Origin of the sequence: Psychrobacter sp. (assembly GCF_041554015.1) — a bacterium.
Taxonomy (GTDB): Bacteria; Pseudomonadota; Gammaproteobacteria; order Pseudomonadales; family Moraxellaceae; genus Psychrobacter.
Genome location: NZ_JBFFMS010000036.1, coordinates 1 through 22645, shown reverse-complemented (window position 1 = coordinate 22645; position 22645 = coordinate 1). Strand labels below are relative to the sequence as shown.

Annotated in this window: 41 protein-coding genes and 1 other RNA gene; 17 read left to right on the top strand and 25 right to left on the bottom strand. The window is 43.4% G+C overall.

Features of this window, described 5'->3' with window-relative positions:
* Positions 1 to 5 precede the first annotated feature (5 nt).
* The 24 genes from ABYU67_RS09705 to ABYU67_RS09590 form a co-directional block, all read right to left on the bottom strand.
* Complete coding sequence (locus ABYU67_RS09705; protein WP_372844798.1) at positions 6 to 1268, bottom strand: P22 phage major capsid protein family protein; 1263 nt, start codon at positions 1266 to 1268, stop codon at positions 6 to 8.
* 24 nt (positions 1269 to 1292) lie between these two features.
* A complete protein-coding gene (locus ABYU67_RS09700) occupies positions 1293 to 2165 on the bottom strand; it encodes a hypothetical protein (RefSeq protein ID WP_372844797.1) in 873 nt (290 codons plus the stop codon).
* A gap of 95 nt (positions 2166 to 2260) precedes the next feature.
* Positions 2261 to 2605 carry a hypothetical protein gene (locus tag ABYU67_RS09695; protein WP_372844796.1) on the bottom strand — a complete coding sequence of 115 codons (345 nt, stop codon included), beginning with the start codon at positions 2603 to 2605 and terminating at the stop codon, positions 2261 to 2263.
* A gap of 323 nt (positions 2606 to 2928) precedes the next feature.
* A complete protein-coding gene (locus ABYU67_RS09690; protein WP_372844795.1) occupies positions 2929 to 5088 on the bottom strand; it encodes a portal protein in 2160 nt (719 codons plus the stop codon).
* 6 nt (positions 5089 to 5094) lie between these two features.
* Entirely contained in the window at positions 5095 to 6516 is a 1422-nt protein-coding gene (gene terL, locus ABYU67_RS09685; protein ID WP_372844794.1) for a phage terminase large subunit, read from the bottom strand.
* Positions 6506 to 6970 carry a hypothetical protein gene (locus ABYU67_RS09680; protein WP_372844811.1) on the bottom strand — a complete coding sequence of 155 codons (465 nt, stop codon included), beginning with the start codon at positions 6968 to 6970 and terminating at the stop codon, positions 6506 to 6508. Before ABYU67_RS09680 ends, terL begins: the two co-directional genes overlap by 11 nt.
* A gap of 62 nt (positions 6971 to 7032) precedes the next feature.
* Positions 7033 to 7227, bottom strand: a complete 195-nt coding sequence (locus tag ABYU67_RS09675; RefSeq protein ID WP_372844793.1) for a hypothetical protein — start codon at positions 7225 to 7227, stop codon at positions 7033 to 7035.
* 318 nt (positions 7228 to 7545) lie between these two features.
* Positions 7546 to 7719 (bottom strand): hypothetical protein, encoded by a 174-nt coding sequence (locus tag ABYU67_RS09670; RefSeq protein ID WP_372844792.1) that lies wholly within the window; start codon positions 7717 to 7719, stop codon positions 7546 to 7548.
* A 473-nt stretch (positions 7720 to 8192) separates the two neighbouring features.
* A complete protein-coding gene (locus ABYU67_RS09665; protein WP_372844791.1) occupies positions 8193 to 8606 on the bottom strand; it encodes an antiterminator Q family protein in 414 nt (137 codons plus the stop codon).
* Entirely contained in the window at positions 8603 to 8818 is a 216-nt protein-coding gene (locus ABYU67_RS09660) for a hypothetical protein (RefSeq protein ID WP_372844790.1), read from the bottom strand. Before ABYU67_RS09660 ends, ABYU67_RS09665 begins: the two co-directional genes overlap by 4 nt.
* A complete protein-coding gene (locus ABYU67_RS09655) occupies positions 8819 to 9106 on the bottom strand; it encodes a nuclease domain-containing protein (RefSeq protein ID WP_372844789.1) in 288 nt (95 codons plus the stop codon).
* Entirely contained in the window at positions 9096 to 9425 is a 330-nt protein-coding gene (locus ABYU67_RS09650) for a hypothetical protein (RefSeq protein WP_372844788.1), read from the bottom strand. Before ABYU67_RS09650 ends, ABYU67_RS09655 begins: the two co-directional genes overlap by 11 nt.
* 67 nt (positions 9426 to 9492) lie before the next feature.
* Positions 9493 to 9912 (bottom strand): DUF3310 domain-containing protein, encoded by a 420-nt coding sequence (locus tag ABYU67_RS09645; protein WP_372844787.1) that lies wholly within the window; start codon positions 9910 to 9912, stop codon positions 9493 to 9495.
* Positions 9909 to 10070, bottom strand: coding sequence for a hypothetical protein (locus ABYU67_RS09640; protein ID WP_372844786.1), 162 nt, complete (start codon positions 10068 to 10070; stop codon positions 9909 to 9911). The genes ABYU67_RS09645 and ABYU67_RS09640 overlap by 4 nt, the downstream gene beginning before the upstream one ends.
* 104 nt (positions 10071 to 10174) lie before the next feature.
* Positions 10175 to 10546, bottom strand: a complete 372-nt coding sequence (locus ABYU67_RS09635) for a VRR-NUC domain-containing protein (RefSeq protein WP_372844785.1) — start codon at positions 10544 to 10546, stop codon at positions 10175 to 10177.
* Positions 10546 to 10806 carry a hypothetical protein gene (locus ABYU67_RS09630; RefSeq protein ID WP_372844784.1) on the bottom strand — a complete coding sequence of 87 codons (261 nt, stop codon included), beginning with the start codon at positions 10804 to 10806 and terminating at the stop codon, positions 10546 to 10548. Before ABYU67_RS09630 ends, ABYU67_RS09635 begins: the two co-directional genes overlap by 1 nt.
* Before the next feature lie 140 nt (positions 10807 to 10946).
* Positions 10947 to 11393: a hypothetical protein gene (locus tag ABYU67_RS09625; RefSeq protein WP_372844783.1), complete on the bottom strand. Its 447-nt coding sequence runs from the start codon at positions 11391 to 11393 to the stop codon at positions 10947 to 10949.
* On the bottom strand, positions 11390 to 11980 hold the full coding sequence (locus tag ABYU67_RS09620; protein ID WP_372844782.1) for a hypothetical protein: 591 nt from the start codon (positions 11978 to 11980) through the stop codon (positions 11390 to 11392). Before ABYU67_RS09620 ends, ABYU67_RS09625 begins: the two co-directional genes overlap by 4 nt.
* Positions 11964 to 12896, bottom strand: a complete 933-nt coding sequence (locus tag ABYU67_RS09615) for a hypothetical protein (protein WP_372844781.1) — start codon at positions 12894 to 12896, stop codon at positions 11964 to 11966. Before ABYU67_RS09615 ends, ABYU67_RS09620 begins: the two co-directional genes overlap by 17 nt.
* A complete protein-coding gene (locus ABYU67_RS09610) occupies positions 12893 to 13642 on the bottom strand; it encodes a hypothetical protein (RefSeq protein ID WP_372844780.1) in 750 nt (249 codons plus the stop codon). Before ABYU67_RS09610 ends, ABYU67_RS09615 begins: the two co-directional genes overlap by 4 nt.
* A 65-nt stretch (positions 13643 to 13707) precedes the next feature.
* On the bottom strand, positions 13708 to 14151 hold the full coding sequence (locus tag ABYU67_RS09605; protein WP_372844779.1) for a hypothetical protein: 444 nt from the start codon (positions 14149 to 14151) through the stop codon (positions 13708 to 13710).
* 225 nt (positions 14152 to 14376) lie between these two features.
* A complete protein-coding gene (locus ABYU67_RS09600; RefSeq protein WP_372844778.1) occupies positions 14377 to 14562 on the bottom strand; it encodes a hypothetical protein in 186 nt (61 codons plus the stop codon).
* A gap of 2 nt (positions 14563 to 14564) precedes the next feature.
* Positions 14565 to 14873, bottom strand: coding sequence for a hypothetical protein (locus tag ABYU67_RS09595; RefSeq protein ID WP_372844777.1), 309 nt, complete (start codon positions 14871 to 14873; stop codon positions 14565 to 14567).
* A gap of 64 nt (positions 14874 to 14937) precedes the next feature.
* Positions 14938 to 15129, bottom strand: coding sequence for a helix-turn-helix domain-containing protein (locus tag ABYU67_RS09590; protein WP_372844776.1), 192 nt, complete (start codon positions 15127 to 15129; stop codon positions 14938 to 14940).
* A gap of 143 nt (positions 15130 to 15272) precedes the next feature.
* Between ABYU67_RS09590 and ABYU67_RS09585 the strand changes: the two genes are divergently transcribed.
* From ABYU67_RS09585 to ABYU67_RS09510, 16 genes are all read left to right on the top strand, one after another.
* On the top strand, positions 15273 to 15971 hold the full coding sequence (locus ABYU67_RS09585) for an XRE family transcriptional regulator (RefSeq protein WP_372844775.1): 699 nt from the start codon (positions 15273 to 15275) through the stop codon (positions 15969 to 15971).
* Positions 15972 to 16400: 429 nt separating this feature from the next.
* On the top strand, positions 16401 to 16598 hold the full coding sequence (locus tag ABYU67_RS09580) for a hypothetical protein (protein WP_372844774.1): 198 nt from the start codon (positions 16401 to 16403) through the stop codon (positions 16596 to 16598).
* 66 nt (positions 16599 to 16664) lie between these two features.
* Positions 16665 to 17066 carry a hypothetical protein gene (locus ABYU67_RS09575; protein ID WP_372844773.1) on the top strand — a complete coding sequence of 134 codons (402 nt, stop codon included), beginning with the start codon at positions 16665 to 16667 and terminating at the stop codon, positions 17064 to 17066.
* 11 nt (positions 17067 to 17077) lie between these two features.
* Positions 17078 to 17239 carry a hypothetical protein gene (locus ABYU67_RS09570; RefSeq protein ID WP_372844772.1) on the top strand — a complete coding sequence of 54 codons (162 nt, stop codon included), beginning with the start codon at positions 17078 to 17080 and terminating at the stop codon, positions 17237 to 17239.
* Entirely contained in the window at positions 17239 to 17442 is a 204-nt protein-coding gene (locus ABYU67_RS09565) for a hypothetical protein (RefSeq protein WP_372844771.1), read from the top strand. The genes ABYU67_RS09570 and ABYU67_RS09565 overlap by 1 nt, the downstream gene beginning before the upstream one ends.
* On the top strand, positions 17439 to 17630 hold the full coding sequence (locus ABYU67_RS09560) for a hypothetical protein (RefSeq protein ID WP_372844770.1): 192 nt from the start codon (positions 17439 to 17441) through the stop codon (positions 17628 to 17630). The genes ABYU67_RS09565 and ABYU67_RS09560 overlap by 4 nt, the downstream gene beginning before the upstream one ends.
* A complete protein-coding gene (locus ABYU67_RS09555) occupies positions 17630 to 17917 on the top strand; it encodes a hypothetical protein (protein ID WP_372844769.1) in 288 nt (95 codons plus the stop codon). The genes ABYU67_RS09560 and ABYU67_RS09555 overlap by 1 nt, the downstream gene beginning before the upstream one ends.
* Positions 17914 to 18168 carry a hypothetical protein gene (locus tag ABYU67_RS09550; RefSeq protein WP_372844768.1) on the top strand — a complete coding sequence of 85 codons (255 nt, stop codon included), beginning with the start codon at positions 17914 to 17916 and terminating at the stop codon, positions 18166 to 18168. Before ABYU67_RS09555 ends, ABYU67_RS09550 begins: the two co-directional genes overlap by 4 nt.
* On the top strand, positions 18165 to 18587 hold the full coding sequence (locus ABYU67_RS09545; RefSeq protein ID WP_372844767.1) for a hypothetical protein: 423 nt from the start codon (positions 18165 to 18167) through the stop codon (positions 18585 to 18587). The genes ABYU67_RS09550 and ABYU67_RS09545 overlap by 4 nt, the downstream gene beginning before the upstream one ends.
* Before the next feature lie 11 nt (positions 18588 to 18598).
* Positions 18599 to 19390 (top strand): ERF family protein, encoded by a 792-nt coding sequence (locus ABYU67_RS09540; protein WP_372844766.1) that lies wholly within the window; start codon positions 18599 to 18601, stop codon positions 19388 to 19390.
* Positions 19387 to 20028, top strand: a complete 642-nt coding sequence (locus ABYU67_RS09535) for a YqaJ viral recombinase family protein (RefSeq protein WP_372844765.1) — start codon at positions 19387 to 19389, stop codon at positions 20026 to 20028. Before ABYU67_RS09540 ends, ABYU67_RS09535 begins: the two co-directional genes overlap by 4 nt.
* A gap of 378 nt (positions 20029 to 20406) precedes the next feature.
* Positions 20407 to 20619 carry a hypothetical protein gene (locus ABYU67_RS09530; RefSeq protein WP_372844764.1) on the top strand — a complete coding sequence of 71 codons (213 nt, stop codon included), beginning with the start codon at positions 20407 to 20409 and terminating at the stop codon, positions 20617 to 20619.
* Between the two features lie 11 nt (positions 20620 to 20630).
* Positions 20631 to 21077, top strand: a complete 447-nt coding sequence (locus tag ABYU67_RS09525; protein WP_372844763.1) for a hypothetical protein — start codon at positions 20631 to 20633, stop codon at positions 21075 to 21077.
* Positions 21074 to 21298: a hypothetical protein gene (locus tag ABYU67_RS09520; protein ID WP_372844762.1), complete on the top strand. Its 225-nt coding sequence runs from the start codon at positions 21074 to 21076 to the stop codon at positions 21296 to 21298. Before ABYU67_RS09525 ends, ABYU67_RS09520 begins: the two co-directional genes overlap by 4 nt.
* Before the next feature lie 11 nt (positions 21299 to 21309).
* On the top strand, positions 21310 to 21576 hold the full coding sequence (locus tag ABYU67_RS09515; RefSeq protein ID WP_372844761.1) for a hypothetical protein: 267 nt from the start codon (positions 21310 to 21312) through the stop codon (positions 21574 to 21576).
* Complete coding sequence (locus ABYU67_RS09510) at positions 21569 to 21784, top strand: helix-turn-helix transcriptional regulator (RefSeq protein WP_372844760.1); 216 nt, start codon at positions 21569 to 21571, stop codon at positions 21782 to 21784. The genes ABYU67_RS09515 and ABYU67_RS09510 overlap by 8 nt, the downstream gene beginning before the upstream one ends.
* Positions 21785 to 21887: 103 nt before the next feature.
* Here ABYU67_RS09510 and ffs read toward each other — a convergent pair.
* Positions 21888 to 21984, bottom strand: an RNA gene (gene ffs / locus ABYU67_RS09505) — signal recognition particle sRNA small type.
* 308 nt (positions 21985 to 22292) lie between these two features.
* Here ffs and ABYU67_RS09500 point away from each other — a divergent pair.
* On the top strand, positions 22293 to 22645 hold a 353-nt coding region (locus ABYU67_RS09500), incomplete at its 3' end, for an SIMPL domain-containing protein (protein WP_372844759.1).

Sequence of the window (22645 nt, the reverse complement as noted above, 5' to 3'; positions counted from 1 at the left end):
ACCTCTTATGCTTGGTTAAATAACTGGATACCTGCCATTTCAGGATTCAGCAATGCTGTACCGAATGAAATATCCCAACGATATTTAGTTGATAGGTTATTGATTTCGCCTTGACGCGTGTAGTACAAGGTTAAACCGTTATCAAGCGTTGCTTGCATGGTTGACCAACCATCTTTAGCGTCGATAGCTAGTTTTGATGGTAGCAACTCAAGAGCGCCTTTGTTGAACGCTGTGTTAGCGTAAGCCGCGTTCTTATTGAGCATTGTGATAGCTGCACCGTCAGCAGGTGTAGTCGTCACGTTAGCGTATGCTGTCTCAGATTGTGTTGCTCCGGCATGGTCTTTAGCCACAATAGCAGGGACAATTCGTACAGACGTTGGGCTAACAGCTTCAACAACACGGAAGGTTTTAAGCTCGCCTGTTGAGTCTTTGCTTTCATGATGCAATGCGTAAACACCTGCAATCGTAAAGGCATCACCCACTGCGAACGCGCCACCAGTAGCAGCAACGGTCAACAACATAGAACGGTTGTCGACGTTATGCTCATCACCTGACGCATCATCTTTCTTAGTTGCAACAGGAATGTGACGCTGATTAGCAGCAGCAACGGTTGCGCCTGTAGCAGTAGCAGCAGGTAGCATGATTGCGTTAGGGTCACTGTGAACGGTGAAACCTGCAATCTCGTTGATATACGCTTTCTCATACGCTGTCTGCGTCTTACCGTTTAATGTCTGACGGCTTGCAAGGTCACTTGCCATTTTCACGAAGTCACGGCTTGAGTAGTTAGCCATACGCTCATCAGTTGCTACACCTAAGCTATCAAACTTAGACATTAGCGATGCAACATCATCAAAGCCGCTTGCTTCACCTGCGCGAGTATCAACGATTGATGCGTAGTAAACAGCCTGACGACGTAGCGCGTTATTCACATCACTAGCTAGTTTGCGCTTAGCTGCATCACCATAGCGTTTCAATGCGCGTGGGTCGCGTAGCTCTTTAGCGTTCATTGAGCCAGGTGCAGAACGCACACGGTCAACTTTCACCGGTACGGCCATTTCAGTTTTGCCGTTAAAGTTACCCGTCTGATCCAAACCTTCGTAGGTGTCAGCTTGCATCGGCATTGGACGCCAGATGGTATCGTTAGAGCTTTCGTTATCGACTGGATAGTTGCTTGCTTGCTCAGTGTAAACAAGGGCTTCTTCAAACCCTGCCAACACGTCATCAAACATGACAACTTCTTCTTTCAAAAAGTTATTAGTTGTAGCCATTAGGCGTCACCTCAATTAATTAAGTTATTTGTTTCGCTTGTATGCGATTACTTTTGATCTATCGCCAGTCTTGGCGGCCTCTGCTTCCAACTTAGCCAGTTTGGTATCAACACCACCTGCTGCACCTTCTAGCTCATGCGTTTTTGGCTTTGGCTTGTTTGGGTTACGTGATTTTGCTTTGGACGACATTTGCTGCTCCATCAAGACGATTTGTTTTGTGAACTGAACGTCATCAAGTTTTGACAATCGCTCTAGTTGCGCGGGTGAGTTCTTGCCTAGTGCGTAGACCACCTTTGCAGGGTTATCAACGAGCATTTGCAGTAAGCCTTGTTTTTGCTCAGACAGCACATCAACAACGGATGACTCCACCTCGTCGTAATCGGGTGCTTTTGCCTTGATTGCATCAACATCAGCTTTGTATCTATCACGATACTGTTGGTACTTTTGCTGCTCAGCCTGTACCGCTGCATCATGCTGTGACTTTTCCGCATACCACGAATCTAAGTCAGCCAGATACTCCTCTGACTCCTCGTTATAGTCGTAGTTTTCAACAGTTGGTCTTGCTCGTAATGCTTGCTGTTGCTCGGGTTGACTGTTCCGCTGTTCGAGCTGTTGCTTTAATCTGCGGTTTTCGCGCTCAACTTCTTTTGCGCGGCGTCGAGTATCTTTAACCCATTGAGGCGCTTCTTGTCCTGCGTATGGGTCTTTCTCGTCGCTATCACCGTCCTCATCAAAGCTAAACTCAAGCACATCATCATCTGCGCTATCATCTGACTCGTTGTCTTGCTCATCGTCTTGACTATCTTCGTCAATATCTTGCTCGTCATCGATAACCTCGTCATCTTCGACTTGCTCAATATCTTCTTGATAATCTTCTTTGTCGTCAAAATCTTCCACGTTGTATCTCCTCAGATTTATAGCATCTGGTAGCTGTTAGTTAATTTTTGGCAATAAAAAAGCCCACCGAAGTGAGCTTGATTTGTTTGGGTTGTTTATCTTAATGCACTTCTTTTATAAGAATCAGCTGTAGCAAGTCCGTTATAAAAACCATTTCGATTCATAGACTCTCTATTAATAACAGCTTCTCTGTGCTTCTTTTTTAGTGATGACTCCAACTCATTATCTAACGCTAGTTTTTTAACAGAATTTACATCGTACTCAAAACACCAGCCGTCAGTATTGTTACTAAAAACAATAGCACCACTACTTTTGCGTATAGATGTCGAATAACCTTCAACAACAGGTAGCCTTCTGGCTTTGCGCTTACGCACTCTGTTACGTGCAAACTGGCGCAAATTCAGCTCACTTTCAGACATGGATTTTTGACTCATACTCATAATTAACTCCTTGTTTAATAGAGTTATTATAGCATTTCATCGTCATTCTCAGCTAGCGACTTCTCGTCACTCGCTTTAACTTTCTTGTCCATGTATTGAAGGAGCCTTTCAGCAAGTAGCAGTAGGATTAGCTTCATTATCTGACTCCGACCTTAGCAGGATAAGCAGAATGTTTTTGATATGCTCAACATGGTCAATCAAATAGAACTCTTGGCATAAGATATTACTAAGAACGTCAACTTTGTCGTGTTGGGTTAATTTCGACAACTCAACTTCGAGTTCGCTGTAATCCAATGCCTCGTATCTATCGTAATCAATACTCATCACATACCCCCCATTGGTGGCATACCTTCTTGCATAGCTGCCATTTGTGCCATCTGTTGCATATCAGGCGGCTCTTGTGGTGTCACCTCTTGCTTAATCTGCTGCTCGTTCTGCATCTGTGATTGCTGCATAGTCTCAAGCATCATAAGCATTTGCTGTATAGACCGCTGCTGTGCTGCTTGTGATTGCTCAAACTGCTGTTGCATTTCATAGAGCGTCTTAGCTGTATCAGCGCGAGTCTCGTCAACCTCTGCAAGCGTTTTCTGTGTGTCAGCTTTCGCTTTCTCTGCACCTGCGAGTGCTTTCGCTGCCTCTGCCTCAAAGTATTGCGTCTGTGCATCAGGCGGCTGATTAGCGGCTGCTTGTTGCGCGGCTTCCATTTCTTTAGCTTCTTGCTCATCAGGTTCTACAATCCCCATATTAATTAGGTTCTTGCGAGCGTAACGGCTCAAGTCGTGCATACCCTCACCATCTTGATTAGCTAAGATAGTATTGAGTAGTGCTGACTGCTGCTGTGGGTCTTGAATCATTGGCACAAGATTGAGTAGACGTTTGATTGTCTTATCGCGCTGTGTACTGAACGCTTCGCCAATATCAACCGTTACTTTGTACTTACCGCCCTGCATGTCGTTCTCATAGGCAAGCTGACCGTCTTTGATAGTGGGCTTGTTGATAATCACTTTACTGTCACTATCATCATGACTAACGCCTGACATTTCGCGGTTTTCTTCATCATAAACCACCTGAGCCATGGACAACCAAATGCGCCCAACGTGTGCAATCGTCTTGCTAAAATTGTCAAGATAGATATACGCTTGAGCATCAACCTTGTCTTGTACCATTTCCACCGCTTCGGTAGATACGTTGCTGACCAACTGCTCACCGTTTGACTGGTTGCCCGTCAATTCACCGATAAGCGCACCGCTAGACTCAATCAATGCACCCATTGCTTGTGGTATCACTGGTGCTTTGGTGTAGGCTTGTGGCCCGACTCCAATAACAGCACCACTTGCATCTTTAGTAGCGTTGATTGTTAGGTAAGGAACACGCCTAACCTCTTTGCTCGCCCACTGTGATTCATGATTCTTAATCTGAGCAGGGGTAAAAATTGGTATTTCATCCTGCGGACGGCTTGCCAAGTCAATAAGACCTGACATCTTGAGGTTAAATGCTATCTGAGCGTCACGAGATAAGCCAACATGACCTTGCGTGACCTCTCGACCACTAACATACATGCGCTTGCCATAGAATGGCGCTACTGGCAGATATTCACCTGCAATCACACCCATTTTCTCGACAATCTCGCTGCCGCTTAGCACGTAACCTTTGACTTCTTTGCGCTTAACCTTCTTCACAAAATCGATTTCATAGCCTTGCACCATGTAATCACTTAGCTGTTGTTCGAAATCCTCATCATCTTCATACAGCTTGACCGGTTCGCCACCTTCGGGATGAATGAGCTTAGTCACTTCAATCTTGCGCTCTGTCAGCTCGTAGTGCTCAGCGACTCGTACATTATCACCGTCGCGCCAATCAAAGCGATAACCTTGTAGATCATCAAAACTTGCAGGTTCTTTGTTGTACTTGGCCTCAAACTGAGCCTTAGACATTGCGGTCACGATGGTTACATGCTTTGCATCTGCTTTGTCGTAGCGACGCGCATTAGCATCCCAATAGACCATCGTGTCAGCTTCAAAGATCGGTTTAATGCGAATACGTTGATACTCGTCATCGTCACCGTCCTCGTCATCGTACTTAGCTTCAAGTAAGATTGCACCGATACCGCCTGATATGCCTTCCATAAACGCGGTGCTGTAAGCCTCATCAGCGTTACTATCACGCTCATCGGCTCTGAATAGCTCTTGCAAGTTGTCGGCTGTGTCTGTATCAGCCGCATTGTTCTGTGGTCTGAATTCGACTGTGAAGCGGTTTTTAGCCCATTCATTGTAAATACGAATGACTGATAGCTGGATTTTGTTAAACTCAAACTTCGGACGGCCTTCAAACTGTCTGCCAATGTCACCGTCCCACTGTGCGCCCTGCACAAAACAAAAACGCCTGTCATCATAAGACTGGCGCTGATTGTCGTGTGACTGGTCATAGTCTGCATCGATACGCTCAAGCAAGCGTTGATGCAATGCTTCGTTTTGCTTGCTCATAGTTTATTACCAATAGTTTTTGACTGTGGGAATGGGTGCCGGCGGTTCGTCGTCTTGATTTTCAAAGTTAAATAAGTGATTGAACGCATCGGCTGAACCGTCAACCTGATCGTCATTAGTGCCAAGCGGAAATAGTTTCAGCTCGTCAATGTAAGCTTTGTTCCAATCGCCACGTATCAAGCGCACATTACCTGCATTGACTTGTGCTGCGAATGGTTCAGCGCGTGTAATCTTATCGCCACTGACAGGCAAGACAGCGACGTTATAACCTGCTAACAGTCTTGTGTATGACTTGGCTTGGTCTTTACCTGCTTGTCCGGGGTCTTGTGGTAGTCTGATTGCGGTTAATTTGCCGTCCAATTGAGCTGTGAGCTTAATCGTTGAGCGTACAATGCTGCTATCCCATTGACCACGCTCGACGTCCTCAACGTAGAAATAACCATCACCGCCTTGCCAAATCTTGACACCTGCTGTGTAGTCACCTTCATTCGATGTTGATGCTAAATCCCAACCCCTAGCTGATTTGTTAGCAGTAGCAGGTAGAGCATCGACAATCTCAATCATACTTACTTTAAACTCACCACCTTCGCCTGGTGTCGGCTCTTGCTGATACTGTCCGGCAAACATATATGGCTGCGCCTCCTGCATGGCTTTCAACTTAGTAACGTCATGCTTTTTAGGCCATAACGCTGTGCCATCAGGCTGTAAAGCTGGCATTTTTAGCAATGTCCAGTCATCATCATCATTACCAGTCATAAGCCACCCTGTTAAGTCATCCTCATGCAATCGCTGCATAATGATAATCATAGGCGTTCTGATCGGGTCGTTAAGTCGTGATTTTAATGTTTCAGCAAACCATTCTTGTACGTTCTGTCTGCGCTTCTTACTGCGAGCCTCCGATGCCTTGTGTGGGTCATCAACCAAGATTGCGCCGCCAAATGTCTCACGCATCTTACCTGCGCCATAACCTGTCATCGTACCGCCAACGCCAGCGGAATAACTTACACCACCTTTAGTTGTACCCCAATGGCCCTTAGCATCCTTATCATTAGACACTTTGGTATCAGGAAACAACTCTTGGTAGGCTTCTGTTTTGATTAAATCACGCGCCTGTGCATTGTAGTTATGCGCCAAGTCTGCACTGTAGGATGTATAAATAAACTCGCTATCAGGCGTCTTGCCCATGCACCACGCAATAAAGTTAACAATGACTAGTTCGGTCTTTGAATAACGCGGCGGTATATTAATAACGACTCTGTTTTCTTTACCGTCATAAACATCCTGTAATACTTGGCATATCTTTTCGTGATGCCAGTTCTGCATCCACTTATAGTTACGACGTTTGTAGAACATATAGCGACTAAACCAATAGAAGTCGGTTCGTGCTAGTGTTTGAAATGCGAGTAAGTCGAGCGCGTCAGTAGTCATTCCTTTTCTCGCTCATCTTTTGTATGACTTGCTCAGGCGTTACATTGATAGTTTCTATTGCACCACCATCGCTACCTGTGTGCTCAAGTTGTTGTTTTGCTCCATAACGCTTAGGCGCTAACTTCTCAATGTTCCACTTGCGCGTGTCAATTCTTAACTTAGCTCGCTGTATGTGTTCTTGATCCAAACGCTCTTGACCATCGACAATCACATAATCTTTTGATGAATCGTCAGCAATATCAATTAACTCATCAAGTAAGTATTCAGCTTGCACTTGTCTCGCGTGTGCGTACTGTTCCATAAAGTCGGACTTGTTGCTTGCCAACCATTGCATCACTGTAGATATTGCGGGCATATCATCAAGCTCGCATATTCTACGTAACGACATACCGACCATTAACGACTCGCATATTGTCTGCGCTAATTCGTCACTGTATATCGTTGGCCTTCCCATTACGCTGTTAGGCGCTTCGTCTGTCATAACACCTCCCAGCGTTTTATGTTATTTTTTTTATTCTACTTAGCATCATGCTTTGCTTTGTTGATTGGCTTATACTCTCGAATAGCTTGATATAATGGCTCACCATGTCTTTCCGCCCATTCGCCGACGCTCTCACCACTAACAGGTGGGAATCTCTCTAAATGGTCAGGCACTTTTGAGAATGTATCAGCATCACCCAATGTCAACCCACCATCAACCGCAGCGTACATACATCCGTCCTTATAAAACTCTTTGCACAGTGGCAACATAGCTATATCCGAGAACATAATCCACCTCTCATAAAAAATGCCCATCAAATCAATGTGGGCAAAAGTGGTTATTCAATCCGCGCAAACTTATTTAAAAAATCACTGACTGGTCTTGACCAAACTTGACCTGACTCACCAGCTCTATATACCACTGTTTGCGGAAACTTCTTGTTTTGTGTTGTATGTACATTCGTCAGCATCAAAACTGTGTATTCGCTCTCTGTGTGATGATGTCGCCATACGGAGTTAATCGGCAATGTGTCGTTCAAGTTAGACATATTATTTAGCCTTATCCATTCTATCGACAATAGCTTGTGCCTTGTCAGCATCTTTACCGCCACGCTTAGAACGCTTAGTCATGAAATCGTACCAGTAGTCAGCACCTTGCTTAGCATTGCGCTTGTTGCAATCTTGCCAACGCTTAAACACTTCATCATTCGATAAGTCGCACATTAGCCGTCACCGTTAGGTAATTTGCCTTTAGCGATATCGGCAATTATCAGCTCTATCAACAATAACTGTTCCTGCTTAGTGCGCTCTCTCATGATAGGCATTCCATCGCTAAATTATAGGCATAAAAAAAGCCCTATCAAATTAATGATAGGACTTGAATAGGGAGAAGCGAATAGGCTGTTAACCTACTTAACGTGCTCGACTACAACATTGCCTAGGTAGTGTAGTTGCTGCGTTATTTAGCGCCTCATATTAGTTTGAACGCTTACGGACTCGAACCGCACTCTACTTGTATCACCACAGTTAACGGCATCGAACCGAATAGCAAGTAAGTCACCACGTTTCACGTTCAGAATAGCCGTAAAGGTTGCGCTTCTTTGATAGGCGTTACGGCTGTATTGTTCATCGCTTTACACTATTCTGTTCAGCGTATATCAATACTATACCACACTGTTTAACAATGCAAGCGTTATCTACGCTATATCTCTAGCTAATACACCACTGACAAACCCTATGCCTAAATTGAGTAGCGGCTTCACATGATAGACACCTGCTTGCTTCTCACTATCTGGATATTCAAAGTCTGACCAGTAATCCCTTGCAATCTTGCGCTCACTCCAATTGTAGATAAAGTGATATGTCACGATGTTATGCAAATGCACAGAATGGCGTAAGAGCTTGTTCATTGCTCTATCTATGGCAAGTGCATCTTCATCGCTAATATAACTCACTGTGCGACGACTAGACGGCTTTACGCTATCCTTACACAGCTTAGGTGCTGACTTGATGAGCATTAGACTTGGACTCTTACACCCTAAGTCGCTGTTATCATCATTTACCCATGCACCATAGGCGAACATCAAATCCGTTATTGATAAATCGCTCATTTCTTCACCTCAACCGGATAGCTTTTGTTTAAATAATCTCGTAATTCGACTGCTTCACTCTCTGATAAATCTAATGACTCATGCCTTGCGTGACCTAGCGCATCAGGCTTATCAGGGAATAAATCAACTCTAAGCTTGCCATGATTGACGGACGCCCTGTCATCGACCGCATTAAACCAAGCTATGCCTTGGGTGTTTTCCACTCTCATCATCTACTTAATCTCCACCAGTCCGTTATCAACCCAAATTTGCAATGTCTCAAAATGCGCTCTTAAAATATCTTGATATGTGCCATCACTCTTTACCCTGCCATCTATCGTGTCGTGACAGCTACTACACGCAAAGCAAGCCATGTAATCAGGTGGCTTCAAGCCTACACCGCAAAACCTGTTAATCCGTATATGAGCCAGTACCACCGTTTCAGGGTTATAGTTGCAGCCTGTGAGCCGTAACGTGCAGCTCTGACCTTGTGCGCTTTTGCGTAGCTTGCTAGTTGCCATATTTATTGAACTCCATGCGTTTAGTAGCTTGCTCTGTACGCCACTGGTCAAATTTAAGCTCAGCAGCCCTAATCATGTACCGTAATTGTTCTTCTTGCTCTACTGCCACTCTCAGCGCATCTAGCAATGCTATGTACTCAGGGTGAGCATATGCGTAACTCTCTTTTGCTTGTCCTGTGCCTTGCGGTGCTTCTTGTATCAAGATCGCCTTCTTAGACTTTCGAAACTGCTCTAGATAAACCCTTGTGGCCTTGGCTTTGGCATACTCTTTGGCTTTATCCCTGATAAAATTTAGTGGACGCTCTATTTCTTCACTCATGATTCACTCCCACACTCACAGCAAGGTAGCGACCTGATTCGCTCAAGCCGCTGTTTGTCTTTATTGCTCAAAGATTACTACCTGCATTTTCTAAGGTTACCTTTTCGCCTCTTAACGACTCCCTTGACTCAATATCTTGAATTAAGTGGTCGATTTCGGTTGCAACCCACAGCCAATCTCTACTTAGGATTAAATCCATTACGCTACTAATTCGGTAATAGCGATGCTTTGAAATAGTCTTGATATTCTTGGAGATTTTGAGTCGCTGAAACAGACCTATGCGGCCTTCGTGAACTCTTGCATAATCGGCATACCACATCGCCTTTTTTAAATCCTCAAGCAAATCGCCCTTGCTGCCAGCCCGATACAGATACTTGAAACAGTTACCACCACAGAAGCTCATATGCTTAGTCACTTCGATGCACTCAACACCGCTTGCATCTTTGTAGTGTGGTGGATGGTTCACCATGTCTGTTTTATTACTCATAACAATTCCTCGAAATCTTGCAAAAATATAAACTTACGCACTGGCACTGGTGTCTGACTGTCTGCTGCTTGGTACGTCACTAGCTCGTCACTTGACCACAAAACCAAAACCGACTTTCTCGTTTCTTTATTAACCCAAATCGTATCTATATCAATCATAATCAAATCTCTCGTATAAGCCGCTTAAATCACTTGTAGTACCTTTGCATCTAAAAGCGATTTGCTAAGCGTGTACCCTTGTTATTTTTGCAACGCTTGCGGTTTTAAGGCCATAAGCTCAAGTAGTTAAGTATCTCGTCCATCGTTTCTTGATAACCCTCTGTCACGACTGCTCGATAACCCTCGTCTGTCAGCATTTGCAATCGCTCTATTTGATGCGGTGACACTGTGCCGTCGTCAGGCTTCTTAATTTCGATTCTAAGGCCGTGAAAGCCGCCACGAGCTATGTCGATTACCAAATCAGGATAGCCACGCTTCACGCCTCCGTATTGCATCGCTTTGCCCACTCTTTGACTACGCTTACCGCCGTTTGGTACGTGTACGATGTAATCCGCTAGCTCTCTGCCCTTGTACGGTATTTTTTTGGCTTCTCGAATTACCTTGTTTTGTATTTGCGCTTCTGATAGTTCGGTCATTAGTAACCATCCTTTTTCAATTTCCCAGTAAGCGCCCAGCACCAACCAATATTCCCACGCGCTCTAAATGATTCGACTTTGCCATCTTTTTGCAACTGATTAAGTGCCTTACGCACCCAATAAGATTTACCTTGCCAATCATTGCCGCCAGTTATCCACCATGTCGGCGCGTACCCGTGATTAATAACAAAATCTTTTCCGAGATGGTCAAGTATCACTTCTTGATAATCCTCACCTAATTCCTGTTTTAATCTACTCATCACCTACCCCTTAATAATCTGGTTAAAACTCTTGCGTGACATCGTTTCTTTGCTGCCGTCCGTGTACCTGACTACAACCGTGTCGCTCTTAATCCACTCCGTACCCTGCACCGTCTTTTTGTTGTATATGTTTTTCATGTTTAAGCCCTTACAACGGCATAGCTATTAATCAAATCCACCTTCAATGCCTCGTCACCAGCTCTCATCTCATCGACAAAATCATTACCAAAACCAAATATCACTTTTGACAAGGCTCGCTGACCACCTTTGACCTTGAACCCCATAACGGTGTGACCTCTTTTGTCTCCGTCTGTATCAAAAATATGCAGCGCGACTTGGAATTTGCGTTCGCGCCTCATAATCTCACCGCGCTTCTGGTTCGCTTGCCAATCCTCTGTAAACTCAGCTCTATCCGCTGCCCTTTTGTAATCGTCGTCATGAAGGAATATTTTGAAATAACCGTCATACACTGGTTCGAACTTTTCAGGCTTAGGTTTTGCTTGCCCTAAATAAACCTTTCTCGCTAGTGCGTCACGCTTTTGGGCTTCTCGCTTCTTTTGCGCGGCTGTCTTCTTGTTTCTACTCATGCTTGCTCTCCATGCTTGCGCTTAAACTGGTTCAAAAACTCATCTACTGTTGCAGCCATTGGGCTAGTTTCTTGCAGTGCTGTATGCTCGTATGCCACCTGGTGTGTTTCAGGTACTTTGAAATCTGCGCCTTCGCTGTGTTCTTTGCAGACTTCTGGATAATGCTTTTGCCAAGATTTGTAGCTGATTGATTCAGGCTGTGTCTTGAGTTCCCAAAATCCGACACGTCTAGCTGTTTCGTAAATCACCTCATGCTTCTTGTATTTCAGATTCGCGGCTCTTGTGTATGCTTCGCGAATATCAGGGTAATCATCAATTGCTGACTGCTTGCATAACTGGATAAACTCATAAGCGCGTTCTATCGGGTATTTCTGATTCTTCACTGCTTGATAGCGGCCTTGTTGGTACTGTTCTGCGTTAATACCCGATTCCAGTAACTCAACCGCCCACTCTCTTGCTCTTGCTGTTGTGAATCGATGTTTCTTGTACTCGAATAAATCACCGTACTCGTTCTTAAATTCTTCAAAGAGTGCCAATACTCTAGCTGTGGCTGCTTTGATCGAGTCTGGCTTATACTTCCACTCCAAACTCTTGGTTAAACTCTTGCTGAGTTCGTTGCTGCCATTCTTCGGTTGTTTCTCTTTGAACTCTGTTGTTAGCTGATTGATTGACTGCATTGTTATTCCCCTGATAATTTGTTTGCTGTGTTTGGTGGTATCTAGAAATCGCTTCGTCACATCGTTGGTCACTGCTGATTGCGTTCTTAAGCAATACTTGACCGTTTTGCTGATGCCATGTGCTTTGAATCACACTGAGCATTGCTGTCTTGACCTCATCGACTGTGAAGTTCTTTAACCTTGCTTTTGCCTTGTCCAACCAAACACTAGGTTTAACGTCTGCTGATTTGCTCTTACCGTGATTGCTATTCCAAAACTCAATTAACAATCTTGCTGATTCATCAATCTGTTTTTTAGCTAACTCAGATTCTGTTTTCTTACAAACTCCATAATCATTTAACAACTGATAACCACGTATATATATAAAAGGTATCGGGTAATGGTCTCGGGTATCGTGTGTGTGAGAATTTCTCACAAGTTGATATGAGTTTTTCTCACAAGTTTGTGAAAATTTCTCACAAGTTGGTGTTTTTGCCTTATGAGAATTTCTCACAAGTTCGGACAGTGCTAACACCTCGCATTTATCCATTTTGATAGTGATTGTGTTTGTCTTTCTATCCTGACCAAGTACGAAAATAAGACCTTTTTTCTTTAGTCCTCGGATAGAGTCGATTACACCTCTGTTGCTCATTCCTAGCTCATCAACAAACTGAGATATGGCGATTCTGTCGGTCAGCTTGCCCCAATCGATAGTTTTGTCGTATATCGTGTCCAGAACCATGTACTCGCTATGTGATAAGCGTTTTTTGTGTTTTAGCCCTTTCCACCATTTCGGCTTGGCTGTAAACCTCTCCATTGGATAAACCCCTTTCTTTAGCGTGTTCATTGCGTGACCCTCCAATTCATAAGAGCGTCATAAACGCGCTCATCTATGCGACCACGCCACCTGTTAGCGACTTCTTTTACATGGGCTTCTTTTACGATTACGTAGGCATGGTGAGCTTCCTGAGGACAATCGAAAGAACCAATATGTTTGTTCTTAGAACCCATACGCATTGAGGCAACAAATCTGCCTGACCTGCCATCTATCTTCACGCCCATGGGTAGCTTTCTTGACTTTGTCTTCGGATCTAGCAATAAGTTGTTTATCTCGATTGGAACTAAACAGCACGCCTCTGGCGAATACATTCTATTTCCTGAAAACACTAGGTCTTTATCCAAATGATACTCAGGTTGATAATTCTTGTTTTCAGCAAGCCACAAGGCAAAGTTTTGAAAGTTAAACCAGTCTTCGTGAATTTCACAATCGCTGTAATGGTTTCTGTCCTTTGCATCAACTTCCGAGTAACACCGACGAAACATGCTTGACCACTTTTTATACTCATCAGTGACCTTCCCATTGCGGTAAGCGCTAAAATCACCAACACCCATAAAACCTCTACCTCTAACTGCTGGGTAATAAGGATTTTTTACATATCCTGATTGAAGGTGCTTGGCTCTGACATTTGCCCTATGTTTATGCTGATCGTTAAACTCAATCAATACGCTCGTTCGGCTTTTGTATGATATGACTGTGCAAGTACAGCCTTGATTTGTTTTAAATACATCGCCTACTTTTATTTTCGTTTCCATACTGCTATACTCCGCTTACGTGTTTAGTTTGTTGAAAGCCTGTCAGTTGCCTCTGATGGGCTTTTTTATTGCTCGCTGATTAAGCGAAATGACTCGATTCTTCTACTGCCTTTAACTCTATTTATTTCCATCTGATAACCTTCTTTTCTGATTCTGTGCATCAAGGTGATAGCTGGCTTACGGTCTAGACTTAAACTGTCAATACGTAAAAGCTCGTTGTTTAAAAACCTGCGCTTTATCTCGCCTGATTTTGAGTTTGGGTTCGTGGCTGATACACGGTAGTCTTTAGGCTTTGAATCGATGACCAACTCGTCTTGCATATCTCTGACAGTTGGTATCTTCCAGCTATAAGGTCTTACTGTGCAGTTTGGCTTGTAACCCATGTCAGCTAAAATCGCTCGTACTGACGCTTGATTTCTAATGTGAGCAAATTCGCTATGATTAATCTTGTTATCTGCTATCTTTGCAGCAACTATCTTTTGAACCTTGTTGTATAGTGGGTGTTTCATTTGTAGATAACCTCGCTTGCTAAAATCCAGCCAATCGTTCTATGGCCTCTGTTTACTGTTAGTACGTCCATGTTGTGCTCGCCTTTAATAGTCACTAGCATTGTCTTAAACTTCTGCCTATCGACCTTTAGGCTTTTCTCGTTTATCAATTTGCCTTCTTTTAACAACCTGATTGCTTCTTTGATAAGTCGTCTATGCTCAACGTGAGTGTTCAAACCTCTAGCTTTATTTGCCACACTTAAACCCCTTCTTTATCCGTGACCATTCTTGTGTCTGCTTAATCACTATCTTTTTGGTCTTTTTGCTGTAGTGATTTGAGTTGCAGAAAAGACCTGTATTGTCCTTACCGGTGAGCTGCTTAATGCCGAACTCTTTATTAAATTGCTCGATAACTGATTGACTCGTTGCCATGATTAACCCCAAAATCTAAGAATGGTTACTAAGATGATAGCTACAGCGACGATGTGCATAATGCGGTGCCAAAACTCGCTATTCTTGCGTTTCTTTTCTTCACTTAGTGCAAAGTCATAGCTGATGTTTTTCGCCTTGATGTCATCACGCTTGTTTTGCTCAACCGCCGATGCCATTGCTTGATTTGCTTGCGCTTCGCTCCATGCCATTTGCTCATTCCTTTTATTGACTTCGTGTTTGTAAGCTAATCGCCACATCATTTGTGCGTGGTTTATCTCACGCTCCCATGCTTGAATATCTTGCTCCGTCATCGCTTAATCTCCTTGACTGGCACTTGGTAAGTGCTACCGTCTGCGAAAGTTACTGTTTCCACTTTTAACCCTCCTCTGTTGCTGCGCTTAATAGCTCAATCATTTTTTCACCTACGCTATGAGCTGGCTCTTTAGTCTGTCCAAGTTTTAACTGATTGATTGCTGATTGAGACACGTTGCACTCTTTGCCAATGGCGGTCTGAGTCCAACCTGCTTTTTTAAGCTCAGCAATGATTTCTTGCCATTTTGTTTGCATCGTTGTTTCCTCCTTTTCACTCATTATATAAGAATACTTGTAAAAAACAACCCTTTTATAACTTTACTTGTTGACATATTACCAGTTTACTTGTAATTTGTTTGTTATATTTACTACAGGACTTATAACTTATGGGTATTTTCATGAAAACATTAGGCGAGCGTGTTAAAGAAGAACGCAAGAAGCGCCGTTGGTCACAAGCTGATTTAGGTGCAAAGGTTGGTGTATCTCAGGCGGCTATATCTGAGATTGAACGCGACGTACCAAAATCTAGCGGACTGGTCATACCTATAGCTAAGGCTTTTAAGGTTGATGTTAGCTATTTAACTGACGGCAAAGAGAATGTCATAAGACAAATGCCTGATAATGACGACATTGTTATTGTGGGTAGCAAGACTGGTGAGATTGCCGATCCAAAAGAGTACGTAATGATTCCGCGCTATGACGTGCGCGGCTCATGCGGTGAAGGCATTGATGTTAATGAAGTGAGCATAGTTGATGGTATGCCTATGCCGGTAGCTTGGCTAAGAGCGCAGAAGTTGCCAGAAGCTCACCTATTAGCAGTAATAGAAGCAAGCGGCGACAGTATGCAGCCAACTATTGAAGATGGTCAGACGTTGATTGTGAACACTGTAGACATTGAGCCAAAGAGCACCAAGATTTATCTAATCTGTATCGATGGCAAGCTATTCATAAAACGCCTGATATACACGCCTACTGGCTGGATTATGCGCTCAGACAATCCGAATAAGAGCAATTACCCTGACTTCGTTATCGGCTCAGAAAACCTTGATAACATAGACATTCAAGGCCGCGTCGTTTGGAAGTCAGGTATGCTCTAAGCAACCAACCCTCCCCAATACATAAATTAGCCACTCGTAATGAGTGGTTTTTTTTGTGCCTGCTTATAATCCGCCTATAAAAAACACAAGTTTACACAAACTTACATTTATTTTGCTTATATTTATAAGTATTCTTTTGACTTCTTTTAAAAGTTTACTTATAATTAATTCATCGCAACGAAGAACGCAGACGATGCAACCAACCAAGGAGAACAACGTGAAAAATAAGCACTTTCAATTAGGTGACTACGTAGTAAAGCCATTTAAAGAAACAAGAGGTGAAGTTTGGTCTATCTACCAAAACGAAATGATTTATTCGAGCAGTTATGAAGACTGCGTAGATTTTGTGAACAACATTACAAGCGAGTAGCTAGTAAGTTATAGCCGTTTTAATCGACGGCTATTGCGTACTAACTAGGAGATAAGGGTATGACACACAAAGAGCAGCAAGCACTTATGGCTTACAGACGCATAAGAGGTTTGATTATCGGAAAGCTTGAGGGTGATATTTCTAGGATTGAGGGGATTTTAAGTCTGCCTGACGATGCTGGAATGAATAAGCATTTCCAGTACAGAAAGAAAGAGCTGGAAGAAATATTAAATATCATTAGCAACGACGACAAATAACAGACACAAAAAAAGCCCTCGCCGAGTGGAATCAATGAGGGCTTTACTTAAACAAGCGAGGTAATTATGACAGCAATTATAGAGCAAATCAATATCCAAGAAGTAGCAGGGCATTTGCAAATGCTTCAAGCCGATTTCAACAACGGTGGATTGCTTGAGCATCTACGAGCCAAGCCACTGCTAGACATGGAAGTTTATAAAAACGACATTACCATCTTCTTCGAGCTCGACCAAGAAAACGATTTAACCGTTGTATTCAACACTGAGTATGACCGCCACACGCTGACAGACCTCAGCATACGCCATATTGAAGTTGATAGCGATGATGGTACTTACGCAATCGATGAAGGCGACCACAGCGCATTGGTGATAGAAGGCAAGCGCATTATCCATGACGCGGTGCATTACAAGCTGCTTGATGAAGCTGACGCGATTGATACCGATTTTTACCACGAAGTTTACGCATAAGGGGAGCAGCTATGAAACTTTGGGAATTAGCATTTTACGATGGCGGCGTCTATTGCGTTGAGTATCACTACGGCACTACACGGATGGAAGCAAGATGCGGTGTCACTCATCGCTTAAAGCGCCAAGTGAAGTTTGAAGTTGAGCGCGTTGTTGATGAAAGCGAGGTGGCGTAATGGCTAAAGTAATCAACTCTACCGACGGAAATCATGTCGGACTAATCAAGCAAATGCCAGATGGTCGTATCGTGCAAATCGGCATGACCAAAGAGCATCAAATGATGCTGCAAATGCTCTTGGGTTCAATATCGCAAGACCAACCAATGGCTGTATTGCCGAGTGAGTATGACTTGGTATTAAAAAGCGAGGTGTCAGCATGAGCATGTACGCAGTGAACACCCTAAAAGACAATATGAATGTCGAGGTTATGGGTTTAACCCTACCCCTCGACCTCAATTGGGCTGACGGAATGGTTGGCGCTATACCAGTATTCAAGGACAAGGAAAGCGCCCTAGCTTATGCAGACGGTAACGAGTCGCTATTAACTAAAGTAAGCGAGGTGGCGTGATGAATAACGATAAAAAAGATATGTTCGTTAAAGTTGATGTGGTTTCACTTTTAGATGAAATTCAAAATAACGCGATACATCCTAAAGATATGGCAGCCCTCAAAATACCATTTGGTTACTTTCGTACATTGTTGAATGAGGTTGCTAGGCGAGCTGTTGATATTAACGATGATGAGCTTAACAAGCTAATGATAAGGATGTGCTTGTACTCAGTGTCTCAGCCAAACTCCGAAGATTACGACGGTGAATTGGTTGACTTGATTTTAGCAAGTGAGGCCAACCAATGAAACCAATACTATTCACATTGATATGCGCTGCATGGGGTGCGTTCGTTACGCATCAAGCATTAGCCGACACGGTAATCATCGACGATAAGGCTTACACAGTGGTCGAGATTGACGGTGAAAAGTTGGTTAGCAACGAGTGGCAGCCGACGACTGAGCAAGGCTATACGGACGAGTATAGAGCGTCTGACGAATACAAAACGGTTAAGGCTGCTAATGAGACATTGAAACGGATTAAGGATGGTGAGTTATGAAAATTACTAAGAAGCGGTTATTTGATTTTTGCAATGAAAACAACGATGCGCTCAACGAGCTGCAATCGCAGTCAGACAGTACAGACTTTGTTTTATCGACTCTTATAGAGCAACTAAAAGACCTTGGCGTAATCGATAAATCAGGTGACGAGCCAAGCGATATCGACAAGGCAGAGCTGAAAGGTAGTGATTTGGCAAGGGCTATGCTTGAGCGTGGTGACAAGTTCGTAATGTGTGGCGTGAGCGATGGCGATGATAATGATGCAGCAAACCTTGAAGACGAGGATTTTCTTGCCGAAGCTGTGACGGATTTTGACGATGCAGATGGGCTTTTTGTCGCAACTTCCATGCGATGGTTGTACGCAGTCCCAATCAACAACCAAGGCGAACCCCTAACCCAATCAGATGTAGGTTTATAAGGAATAAGACGATGAGCGAATTAACGACAGTAAATGAAAATAAGGTAGCAGTGCAAGGTGATGCTGGTCAAGTCATGGCATCTAAGATTTTAGAGTTGGCGGCCGATCCAAACTTTGACGTTGATAAGTTGGAGCGTCTAATGGAGCTGCAAACTAGAGAAACTGAGCGACAGGCAACGGTTGCTTTTAGTACCGCATTTGCTGCAATGCAATCAGAGATACCAACCATTGCAAAGGCTAAATCAGGCAATGGCTCAAACTATGCCACACTTGAGGACGTAGTGGAAATCACGCGCCCTATCTTAAACAAGCATGGCTTTTCATTATCTTTTGACACCAACACGGTGCTAGAGAAAGCCGACGATAAATCGACCAATGACTATAAGGGTTACGTTGAGATTGTAGCAATCCTTTTGCACAAACAAGGCCACAAAGAAAAGACAACCTTGCTCGTACCTTTTGACTATAGCGGCTCAAAGAAAAACAACCCTGCTCAAGCAATGGGTTCATCAGTCAGCTACGGCAAACGATATACATTGTGCGCCCTACTTAACATTGCAACTCGTGATGATAACGACGCATCAGCAGCTTGGCAGCATAAGAAAATCACAGCAGCTCAAGAACGTGGCCTGATAGCCAAGCGCGACAAGCTCAGTGATAGCGGTATTGAGAGCTTTAACAAGTGGCTGCTAAGCGACTTCTCTATTGATGCTATCGCAGATATACCGCAAAGCGCGTACAACTACATTGACGGCCAACTGACTGCTAAATTGAACGCTGCAAAGGAGCTTGAAACCGCATGATTATCTTAGACGTAGAGCAAGGGTCTGACGAATGGCTTGCAGCGCGTCTAGGATTGCCGACAGCTAGTGTTATGCACTGCCTACTGGTTAACGGTAGGCTTTGCCCTCCGTTCGGTGCCGGCGCTCTTGATTTTCTCGACAAGCTAGCATACGAGCGTTTCACTGGTCAGCCTGACGGTGATTTTGTTGGCAATGCAAGCACAAAGCGCGGTCATGTCATCGAGCCAATAGCGGTACAGGCATACATTGATAGCGGCTATGCAACGGCTGATGACGTTATCGAAGCCGGCATCATGTTAGCTAAAGGCGTTGGCGCAAGCCCTGATAGGTTGATTGGCGCAAATGGCGGTCTAGAGATTAAATCAAAGAACGGTAAAGGCATGGTAACGCTGCTACGCAATGGCAAGATTGATCCAAAGCACATCACTCAAATGCAAATTAATATGTGGGTATCTGGTCGCAAGTGGTGGGATTATTTTGTTTACTGTGACGGATTGCCTCCTTTCTACCAACGGTTTTGTCCTGACGAAAAAATACATAAGAAGCTAGATGAGCGAGTGCCGTTGTTTTTGGCGTTACTCGATGAGCTAGAGCAAGCATTAATCACAGGCGATATGCCTGACAAGTTTAAGGTGTGATGACATGAGCGAAGTCAGAGCAACACTTGAGACATTCAAAGTTATTAGAGATAGCGATTTCGCTGTAAGCGTCAAATCTATAATGGATAAAACTGGATTTAATGAGCGACGAGTACAACGTCAAGCAAAAACGCTAACCGAGTTGGGGTTAGTAAGTCGCATTGGTGATAGACCTCGCGATGGATATATTTATAAAGTTACACCGAGCATCGCGGGCTAATACGATGACGCGTATAGCTAGATGGTGGCGATTAACTCCTAGCAGCTTAGATTGACAATTCCTTACGTGAGAAATCATGTTGCTCTGAAAAAGCAGTCGAGGCAAAGCCGATTGACCTACGAGACAGGTCATCTATTTTATTAATGAGGATGATAAGAATGAGTAAGGACAAAATTTTAAAGTGGAAAAAATCACCAATGTCTAGCGTAGAGTTTCAGCAAGCTAGAAATGGTCGAAATATCTTATCAATCACAAATCAAGATGGTTTTTATAAGCTAACGCATCAAATCCTTGGTAGTACCGAAACAAGTAAGTTTCATTTTGAGACCGAAGCAGATGCGCAAGATTACGCACAATCAATGATCAGGTAAGGAGCAAAACGATGAATAATTTACAGCCGTTGAAGTGGCAAAAAGGCGCAGCATTAGACACGTTTGAAACTGTGCATGAGTTAGTGCATTACACGATACGCCCTGACATTGACGACCCAAACAAGTACCGCGCCAATCTTGGCAATGGCGACCACAAGACTCTGAACAGCGTTGACGAAGCTAAACAATGGATTGAAACGGATTACTACCCTCACAAGATGCAGCCGTATGTTAAGCCCTTGCCTACTTGGATTGATGCGAGTAAGCAGTTGCCAAAAGAGGATGGCGAATACTTAGCATTAATCAAAGGCTTTACTTATGAAATGGGGAATCTAGACGATTTGCAGCCTCGTATTGGAAAGTGGAACGGTGGTCGCGGTTGTTTTAATGAGGATTACGGCAACGTCTTATTCGTAGCTTGGATGCCAATTCCTGAATTTAGCGAGGTGACGAAGTGAATATCTATGAAGTAGCGTTTGAGCCGATTTATCCAGTGCCACATGGTTTTGTGTTGATGGCTGGTAATAAAAACCAGGCGTTAGTCTTTGCAATGGAATATTTGCTTGATAAAGGCATGAGCGTCGAAAACGTAAAAGTAACACAGATGGATTTTGGCGCAATGAAGATAACAGGATTAGATAAGCCGCAAGTGATATTCTTTGAAAGTGGCGATTACTAGGAGAGTGACGGATGAATAACGAACGCATAAAAGAAATCGCACTGGCGAATGGTCATCAGTTTTTTACCAACCCAGACGGAACACATAACATTCACCCTCTTGCTTATCAGTTTGCCAAAGCAATAATTACCGATGTTATCAACGATGAGATAAAAGAGCATCAAGATTGCATTGATAGTTTGAGTGGAGTTCCTGACAGCGTTAAAGAATATGCGCGAGATAGCATCTTAGATTTGCAAGGAAAATTAGCTGAATTGGACGAGGTGACAGATGATTGAACAAAACGAAAGTATCGAGCGATTAAGTCCAGATGGTTTTACCACGCTAGCCAATGCTGCAAAGTTATATGACGTGAGTACATCGACATTAAGGCGCTATTGGGATAAAGGAGAGTTTCCAAAGCCGATTATCTTATTCAGTAAGAATTATTTTAGAAATATCGACTTGCTGGAATTTAACGAAAGTTTAAACAACGAACCCGCTTAATGCGGGTTTTTTATTGTCTAGTGGTAATCAAAAAGGTAATCAAATCAGGTTTTTATAGTCTTAATGCTATATTTATCAGTATCTTAAAGGCAAAAAAAAGCGACTCCATCAGCACATCCTCGGCACACACTATAACTATTACCGTTGCTACCTTCCGGTCCTGGCGGGATTCATAGAACAATGTTGCGAGGCTACCAATGGAGCCACCAGTCGCAAATTATACAAGAAATTTTTAATTTTACAACCCCTATCTTAAAACTGTTTGCTTTAAACCCTAAATAGCACTGTCATTTAGTTCATTAGCTCATGTTCGCAATGTATGAGCACAAATTATATCAGTAACTTAGGTCACAAAATTCTCACAGCAACTTATATGAATTTTGCTATTTTAGTGAATGAAGTTGTACCCATGTCGATTTCTAGAGAACAATAGGGACAACTTTTCATGTATAAATGAGCGTTGATAATTGTCATTTATATATTATTAGAATCAACTTAGGAGATAATAATGAAAAATACTTTATTGAATAAAGCAGCACTAGCTTCTGGTACGGTTTGTCTCATGACAGCGATGATGGGTAGCGCCCATGCAGAGCCAACAGGCTATGATCAACTGACATTTCAGACAGAAATAAAAGAAGAGATTCAGAACGATGAAGTACGAGCCAGCTTGTACAAAAAAGCACAAGCAACTGACTCTAAGACTTTAGCTACAATGCTTAACACCTCAATCAACAATGCCATGAAAATTGCCAAGCGCTACCCTAGCGTGACCGTGAGCACAGGGCAACAGCGCACCTATCCACGCTATGACAAAAACGATAAAATCATCGGCTGGACAGGTCAAGCAAACATAGACTT

Coding starts and splice junctions, on each gene's coding strand:
- ABYU67_RS09705 (WP_372844798.1), bottom strand. CDS start 1,268: ATGGCTACAACTAATAACTTTTTGAAAGAAGAAGTTGTCATGTTTGAT.
- ABYU67_RS09695 (WP_372844796.1), bottom strand. CDS start 2,605: ATGAGTATGAGTCAAAAATCCATGTCTGAAAGTGAGCTGAATTTGCGC.
- ABYU67_RS09690 (WP_372844795.1), bottom strand. CDS start 5,088: ATGAGCAAGCAAAACGAAGCATTGCATCAACGCTTGCTTGAGCGTATC.
- terL (WP_372844794.1), bottom strand. CDS start 6,516: ATGACTACTGACGCGCTCGACTTACTCGCATTTCAAACACTAGCACGA.
- ABYU67_RS09680 (WP_372844811.1), bottom strand. CDS start 6,970: ATGGGAAGGCCAACGATATACAGTGACGAATTAGCGCAGACAATATGC.
- ABYU67_RS09675 (WP_372844793.1), bottom strand. CDS start 7,227: ATGTACGCTGCGGTTGATGGTGGGTTGACATTGGGTGATGCTGATACA.
- ABYU67_RS09670 (WP_372844792.1), bottom strand. CDS start 7,719: ATGTGCGACTTATCGAATGATGAAGTGTTTAAGCGTTGGCAAGATTGC.
- ABYU67_RS09665 (WP_372844791.1), bottom strand. CDS start 8,606: ATGAGCGATTTATCAATAACGGATTTGATGTTCGCCTATGGTGCATGG.
- ABYU67_RS09660 (WP_372844790.1), bottom strand. CDS start 8,818: ATGATGAGAGTGGAAAACACCCAAGGCATAGCTTGGTTTAATGCGGTC.
- ABYU67_RS09655 (WP_372844789.1), bottom strand. CDS start 9,106: ATGGCAACTAGCAAGCTACGCAAAAGCGCACAAGGTCAGAGCTGCACG.
- ABYU67_RS09650 (WP_372844788.1), bottom strand. CDS start 9,425: ATGAGTGAAGAAATAGAGCGTCCACTAAATTTTATCAGGGATAAAGCC.
- ABYU67_RS09645 (WP_372844787.1), bottom strand. CDS start 9,912: ATGAGTAATAAAACAGACATGGTGAACCATCCACCACACTACAAAGAT.
- ABYU67_RS09640 (WP_372844786.1), bottom strand. CDS start 10,070: ATGATTGATATAGATACGATTTGGGTTAATAAAGAAACGAGAAAGTCG.
- ABYU67_RS09635 (WP_372844785.1), bottom strand. CDS start 10,546: ATGACCGAACTATCAGAAGCGCAAATACAAAACAAGGTAATTCGAGAA.
- ABYU67_RS09630 (WP_372844784.1), bottom strand. CDS start 10,806: ATGAGTAGATTAAAACAGGAATTAGGTGAGGATTATCAAGAAGTGATA.
- ABYU67_RS09625 (WP_372844783.1), bottom strand. CDS start 11,393: ATGAGTAGAAACAAGAAGACAGCCGCGCAAAAGAAGCGAGAAGCCCAA.
- ABYU67_RS09615 (WP_372844781.1), bottom strand. CDS start 12,896: ATGAACACGCTAAAGAAAGGGGTTTATCCAATGGAGAGGTTTACAGCC.
- ABYU67_RS09610 (WP_372844780.1), bottom strand. CDS start 13,642: ATGGAAACGAAAATAAAAGTAGGCGATGTATTTAAAACAAATCAAGGC.
- ABYU67_RS09605 (WP_372844779.1), bottom strand. CDS start 14,151: ATGAAACACCCACTATACAACAAGGTTCAAAAGATAGTTGCTGCAAAG.
- ABYU67_RS09600 (WP_372844778.1), bottom strand. CDS start 14,562: ATGGCAACGAGTCAATCAGTTATCGAGCAATTTAATAAAGAGTTCGGC.
- ABYU67_RS09595 (WP_372844777.1), bottom strand. CDS start 14,873: ATGACGGAGCAAGATATTCAAGCATGGGAGCGTGAGATAAACCACGCA.
- ABYU67_RS09590 (WP_372844776.1), bottom strand. CDS start 15,129: ATGCAAACAAAATGGCAAGAAATCATTGCTGAGCTTAAAAAAGCAGGT.
- ABYU67_RS09585 (WP_372844775.1), top strand. CDS start 15,273: ATGAAAACATTAGGCGAGCGTGTTAAAGAAGAACGCAAGAAGCGCCGT.
- ABYU67_RS09580 (WP_372844774.1), top strand. CDS start 16,401: ATGACACACAAAGAGCAGCAAGCACTTATGGCTTACAGACGCATAAGA.
- ABYU67_RS09575 (WP_372844773.1), top strand. CDS start 16,665: ATGACAGCAATTATAGAGCAAATCAATATCCAAGAAGTAGCAGGGCAT.
- ABYU67_RS09570 (WP_372844772.1), top strand. CDS start 17,078: ATGAAACTTTGGGAATTAGCATTTTACGATGGCGGCGTCTATTGCGTT.
- ABYU67_RS09565 (WP_372844771.1), top strand. CDS start 17,239: ATGGCTAAAGTAATCAACTCTACCGACGGAAATCATGTCGGACTAATC.
- ABYU67_RS09560 (WP_372844770.1), top strand. CDS start 17,439: ATGAGCATGTACGCAGTGAACACCCTAAAAGACAATATGAATGTCGAG.
- ABYU67_RS09555 (WP_372844769.1), top strand. CDS start 17,630: ATGAATAACGATAAAAAAGATATGTTCGTTAAAGTTGATGTGGTTTCA.
- ABYU67_RS09550 (WP_372844768.1), top strand. CDS start 17,914: ATGAAACCAATACTATTCACATTGATATGCGCTGCATGGGGTGCGTTC.
- ABYU67_RS09545 (WP_372844767.1), top strand. CDS start 18,165: ATGAAAATTACTAAGAAGCGGTTATTTGATTTTTGCAATGAAAACAAC.
- ABYU67_RS09540 (WP_372844766.1), top strand. CDS start 18,599: ATGAGCGAATTAACGACAGTAAATGAAAATAAGGTAGCAGTGCAAGGT.
- ABYU67_RS09535 (WP_372844765.1), top strand. CDS start 19,387: ATGATTATCTTAGACGTAGAGCAAGGGTCTGACGAATGGCTTGCAGCG.
- ABYU67_RS09530 (WP_372844764.1), top strand. CDS start 20,407: ATGAGTAAGGACAAAATTTTAAAGTGGAAAAAATCACCAATGTCTAGC.
- ABYU67_RS09525 (WP_372844763.1), top strand. CDS start 20,631: ATGAATAATTTACAGCCGTTGAAGTGGCAAAAAGGCGCAGCATTAGAC.
- ABYU67_RS09515 (WP_372844761.1), top strand. CDS start 21,310: ATGAATAACGAACGCATAAAAGAAATCGCACTGGCGAATGGTCATCAG.
- ABYU67_RS09510 (WP_372844760.1), top strand. CDS start 21,569: ATGATTGAACAAAACGAAAGTATCGAGCGATTAAGTCCAGATGGTTTT.